A 4,512-nucleotide genomic window follows, 5' to 3' on the forward strand; every position below is an offset into this window, starting at 1 on the left:
GCAAGCTGCTGGACCTTTGCATCGATCGCTGTGGCCTCAATGCAGACAGTCTCATGCACGGCGATCAATGAGGCGAAGATCATCTGCAAACTTTGATCTCCCTTGATGGCCGTGCCAAGCTGATCGCGGAAGCTCTTTCGGCTGTAGCCTGCATTTACCGGCCCAAGCCGGATCCCATAAGCCTTCAAAAGACCCCGCGCTTGCCCTTCGAGATCCATCCGGATGCGGATCAATCGTTCTCGTGCCGCAAGCAATAGGCGTAACTGATCGCTCGACTCGCTCTTGATGTGCACCGCGCCATACCAACCCGTGCGCGCCAATTGTGCCAACCCGACAGCGTCCGATTTATCAGACTTATTCATGCGCGCGGAGAGCACTTTGTGAGCAGCACGGGCATCAATACAGACCACCGGCGCCCCCCGTTTGACCAGCTCCCGCGTTAACCAAATCGACAGTGGGCCGGACTCGTGCACGATCTTTTCAACATCGTCGGCAACAGTAGCGATGGTGCGCACAATTTCATCAGGGTCCGTCGCACAGGTCCCCTCGAACAAGATCGCGCCTGCATCATCCACAATGCAAAGGGCACATTGCTCTTGGGCGACATCAATTCCAACGTAGCGTTTCATGGTCGTTCTCCTCTGGCTTCAAGGTTACACCATCGACAATAGCCATGTTTGAAACCTCAAAAGCTGGATTCGCCGCAGATACGCCATGTCCGCTCTACAGATAGACATCAAGAACGCCACGTGTCCCTAAAAGTTCATGAAAGCCTTTGTTCAGAAATTTGGTCATTAGGGCCGAAATCGAATTACTTTCCCGGCCTGAAAACCGGGCCGGGTTAACTCGTATCTGAAAGTCAATTGCGCAGGCCGCGCCGATGAAGGTCATTCATATGTCCTCGACAACACCAACCCTGCACATGTGGTGCGGAAAAATTCTGACAGAAGATCGGTGGCTCTTCAGTGCTACCGGCCAGGCTGCACCTGTCACCGAAGGTCGAGCGATCACACTATTTCGCAATTCTTTGAAATGAACGTTCGTGCGACGGGCTGATGACGGATGCGGAGAGCTTTCGTCCCATGTTGTCGCGCAGTCGTCAAATTCGACCGCCTGCGATAGCGTTGCCTGCTTCAAGACGTTTGCGTCTCTTCCCCCTCAATCCGCGGGATTTCAGTTCGTTCCTCTTCAGGGGCACCGCAAAGCATCTCGGCAGCACGGTCTGCGGCGTCCTGGAAAGGCTCAAGAACAAAATCGGCCCCGGAGGTGATCAGCTCTTCGGTGTCGCGTGAATCGTGTGATGCTACGGCAATCTGGCCATGGAAGGCGGCATTGCTTCGGGTTAGCTGAATCAGAGTCGTGCGTGTGTCCTCATGGCTCAGACCCGTAGGATGGATCGGCACAGTGGACACAACCCATTCAGCGCTTGGCAGCGGCAGGTCGGCCAAAAATTCCGGGTCGGTCGCGTCGCCGAATTCGGTTTCAAGACCCAGATCACGCCAGCGTCGGACGGCCTGCGGGTTAAAGTCCACGCCCAATACCTTGATCCCGCGCTTTTGAAGCCGCAGGCCGATGGCGGTGCCAAACCGTCCAAGCCCGAAAATGATGACCTTGACCCTATCATCGCGATGAGTGCCTGCCTCTGATGGCTCGCGCGGGGTACCCTTGCGCTCGAATATTCCCAGCAAAGGCTCTAACAGCGCATAAAGCGTATGCGAGTAGGTGATCATGTAGGTCGACGCGGCAATGGTCACGAGACCGACCATCGTCACCAGCCCGAGCGCATCTGCCCGCACATGGCCAAGCGAGACGCCCATAGCGATGAAGATCAGGGAAAACTCGCTGATCTGGGCAACGGTCAATCCGGCTAGAAAACCGGTGCGCTTACGGTAACCGAGCGCACCCATGATCCCCAGCACGATCAGCGGGTTGCCGATTAGCACGAACAGCGACAGCACGATGGCGCCGGTGACATGTGCCCCCAGAAGCGAGAGATCGAGCGTCGCGCCCAACGCGATAAAAAAGAACAACAATAGAAAATCCCTGAGCGGCGCGAGCCGGGCGGCGATTGTTTCGCGATAGGGGGTCGAGGCCAGCGACACCCCGGCCAGAAGTCCGCCCACTTCCTTTCCCAGACCCACAAAGTCACCGACCGCAGCAAAGATCGAGGCCTGCGCGATGGCGAAGATCACCAAAAGTTCCGGCGCGCGCGCCAGACGCTCGGTCAGCGGATTGGCGATGTAGCGCACAAACACGATCACCACCGCCACCATCGCGATGCCCGAGATCAGCACCGTCAGAACCGAGCCACCGCCATGTCCGCTTCCGCTTTCGGCGACTGCGCCGATACCGATGGCCGACAGTACGATCATCGCAATTACTACCACCAGATCCTGCACGATCAGAAAGCCGAGAGCGATCTGCCCGTGCAGCGAGTCGATCTCACGCTTGTCCGACAGAAGCTTCACGATGATGATGGTAGAGGAGAAAGTCAGAGCAACGGCCACGTAGAGGCTGGTGATATGACCCAGACCAAGCGCCAGCCCGATCAGATAGCCGAAAGTCGAGGTGAAGGTGACTTGGCCCAGCCCGGTCAGCAGCGACACCGCCCCCAGCGAGCGGATCAGCTTCACGTCCAGCTTGATGCCCACGAGAAATAGTAGCACCGCAATGCCAAGCTGCGATAAAAGGGTGATCTGCGCGTCGGATTGCACCACGTCCAGTGCGGATGGCCCCGCGACCAGACCCACGGCGATGAAGCTGACGATCAGCGGTTGGCGCAGCAGCAAACCGGCCAGCCCAATGGCTGCGGCCATGACAAGCAGAGCCGCGACTTCAGCGAAAGGCGAATGCAGGAGGGCGTTGATCATGCGTTGTCCGCGTCGTCGTTCTGCTGCGCAGGCATGGCTTTATCAGAGTTATCTCGGGGGCGGGTCTCAAGGCTGCGCAGGAACCGATCTAGATCACGCTCCGCGATCCTCCAGCCCTTTCCAATATCAATCGCCCGCAAGGTGCCCTCCCTGATCCAGGACCTGACCGTAGCTTCGCAAACCTTCAGCCGCTCGGCGACCTCCTTCACCGTTTGAAACTGATCCTGCGTCATTCCAAAGCCTCGATTGGTTAAGTTTGATCAAGAATAGCAAAATTTGGTTAAGGTTGATTGACTTCGATCAAACGTGCGAACGTCTGACCATGATTAGTATAGAGACCAACAGCGACACGGCATTCAGGATCACATCATGCAAAAGATCATGTTGGCGACCGATTTTTCCGAGCGATCGGATCGCGCACTTCGACGGGCAATATTGCTTGCCCGTCAATTCGGCGCGGACCTGGCGATTATCCACGTCGTTGATGACGATCAACCGCACCGAATCGTGAAGATCGAGCATGACGAGGCAGAAGAGCTCTTGCGCCAAACGGCGGACACACTTCGGAAAGTGGATGGTGTTGCGAGTGAAACGCGGGTGGTTCTGGCCTCGCCCTTTGCGGGGATCATCACCGCTGTCAACGATGCGAAACCCGATCTGTTGGTAATTGGCCCGCACCGCCGACAGATGCTCAAGGATGTCTTCATTGGCACCACCGCTGAGCGGACGATCCGCCTGATCGACTGTCCAGTGTTGATGGTAAACGCGCCGCCAACCGGACCTTACCAACATGTCATTCAGACGACTGACCTGTCGAACCTCTCTGGTGAGGCGCTGGAACGGTTCCTTGCGCTCGGCATAGGTCAGGACGCGCGCCAAACGCTGCTTTACGTCTTCGACGCACCAGCATTGCGCCTCGCCATGTCGCACATGCTGTCAACCGACGATCAGAAAGACTACATCACAAGCGCGGAAAAGGACGCCTCACGTAATTTGACCAAGTTTCTTGCCGCCGCCAGTCTGGGCAGCGTCACACCGATGGTGCGTTACAATCGGTCAACGGCGCATCATGAAATCCAGAAGACCGCAGAGGCGGAACGCGCGGACTTGGTCGTTTTATCGACCCATGGCCGCACCGGGCTTGAAAAGATGCTGATCGGCAGCGTAACGGAACACGTGCTGCGGACATCCTCGGTTGATATCCTTGCGATCCCGCCGGTGACAAGCGCATGACTTATCGGGAAAAACAGGGTGAAGTTGTGGACAGCTACAAGCAACTTAGGCTTTGGGAATTGGTCAAGACGGCTTTGTTGCAGGGATCGTTCTGAGCCTGATACTGAGGTTGCTCCTTCCCATTCAGGGTGCTGAGCATGCCGCACAGATTCAATGCTAACCGCCGAGGCAAAATTCCGAAGCAAAAGTATCGTGTGTCCAACTGGGCGAGTTACAACGAAAGCCTTCGGCGTCGCGGGGATTTAACGGTCTGGGTCAGCGAAGAAGCACTTGGTTTGTGGAGGGCACCGCGCCAGGCGACGCAGGGTGGTCAGCGGACATATTCAGACCTGGCGATCGAGATCTGCCTGACCCTGAGCGCTGTCTTCAAGCAACCGTTGCGCCAGACACAAGGCTTCATGCGTAGTAT

The 4,512-nt window shown here is 56.8% G+C and carries 6 protein-coding genes; 2 read left to right on the plus strand and 4 right to left on the minus strand.

Annotation, left to right across the window (positions count from 1 at the left end):
- The 4 genes from BMZ91_RS20835 to BMZ91_RS20845 all read right to left on the minus strand — a co-directional run.
- On the minus strand, nucleotides 1-629 hold a 629-nt coding region (locus BMZ91_RS20835), incomplete at its 3' end, for an IS110 family transposase (protein ID WP_143076442.1).
- A gap of 94 nt (nucleotides 630-723) precedes the next feature.
- Nucleotides 724-891: a hypothetical protein gene (locus BMZ91_RS21590; protein ID WP_177193952.1), complete on the minus strand. Its 168-nt coding sequence runs from the start codon at nucleotides 889-891 to the stop codon at nucleotides 724-726.
- Between the two features lie 242 nt (nucleotides 892-1,133).
- Nucleotides 1,134-2,870: a cation:proton antiporter gene (locus BMZ91_RS20840; RefSeq protein ID WP_092842493.1), complete on the minus strand. Its 1,737-nt coding sequence runs from the start codon at nucleotides 2,868-2,870 to the stop codon at nucleotides 1,134-1,136.
- On the minus strand, nucleotides 2,867-3,103 hold the full coding sequence (locus BMZ91_RS20845; RefSeq protein ID WP_092842494.1) for a helix-turn-helix domain-containing protein: 237 nt from the start codon (nucleotides 3,101-3,103) through the stop codon (nucleotides 2,867-2,869). Before BMZ91_RS20845 ends, BMZ91_RS20840 begins: the two co-directional genes overlap by 4 nt.
- Nucleotides 3,104-3,239: 136 nt before the next feature.
- Between BMZ91_RS20845 and BMZ91_RS20850 the strand changes: the two genes are divergently transcribed.
- Nucleotides 3,240-4,103: a universal stress protein gene (locus BMZ91_RS20850; RefSeq protein WP_092842495.1), complete on the plus strand. Its 864-nt coding sequence runs from the start codon at nucleotides 3,240-3,242 to the stop codon at nucleotides 4,101-4,103.
- A gap of 137 nt (nucleotides 4,104-4,240) precedes the next feature.
- A partial coding sequence (locus BMZ91_RS20855; RefSeq protein ID WP_177193953.1) for a transposase occupies nucleotides 4,241-4,512 on the plus strand: 272 nt, incomplete at its 3' end.

The sequence above is a fragment of the Roseovarius lutimaris genome (assembly GCF_900115165.1).
Lineage (GTDB): Bacteria > Pseudomonadota > Alphaproteobacteria > Rhodobacterales > Rhodobacteraceae > Roseovarius > Roseovarius lutimaris.

Excerpts from the sequence above, each read along its gene's own strand:
- BMZ91_RS21590 (WP_177193952.1), bottom strand. The coding sequence starts at position 891 with ATGACCTTCATCGGCGCGGCCTGCGCAATTGACTTTCAGATACGAGTT.
- BMZ91_RS20840 (WP_092842493.1), bottom strand. The coding sequence starts at position 2,870 with ATGATCAACGCCCTCCTGCATTCGCCTTTCGCTGAAGTCGCGGCTCTG.
- BMZ91_RS20845 (WP_092842494.1), bottom strand. The coding sequence starts at position 3,103 with ATGACGCAGGATCAGTTTCAAACGGTGAAGGAGGTCGCCGAGCGGCTG.
- BMZ91_RS20850 (WP_092842495.1), top strand. The coding sequence starts at position 3,240 with ATGCAAAAGATCATGTTGGCGACCGATTTTTCCGAGCGATCGGATCGC.